Below are 255 nucleotides of genomic sequence, written 5' to 3' on the forward strand. Positions count from 1 at the left end.
CTTTTTGATCTTGAATAGTCACTAAACGAAATCGGGAAGTTAGATAGTTTTGAGCACCTAATGCGACCAATTGGTCGCTGATAATAGAGTCTTCTTTGGAAGCTGCTAATGTTTCCAAAACATGAACCTTTGTATTCTTTTTGATTCTCGTCACAAAGAAATAACCATTCCAGTGCATTTTATCCATTCGTTCGAAATCTAGGTAACCACGATCGAATACATAAGTTGCCTCAGGTTGATTGACCAACACTTCCA

1 pseudogene is annotated in these 255 nt (G+C 37.6%); it reads right to left on the reverse strand.

What is annotated here, in order from left to right:
- A pseudogene (locus ACEN4I_RS13595) lies at positions 1-255 on the reverse strand (IS4/IS5 family transposase); the annotation flags it as partial.

This window comes from Desemzia sp. FAM 23990 (assembly GCF_045528485.1).
GTDB lineage: Bacteria > Bacillota > Bacilli > Lactobacillales > Carnobacteriaceae > Desemzia.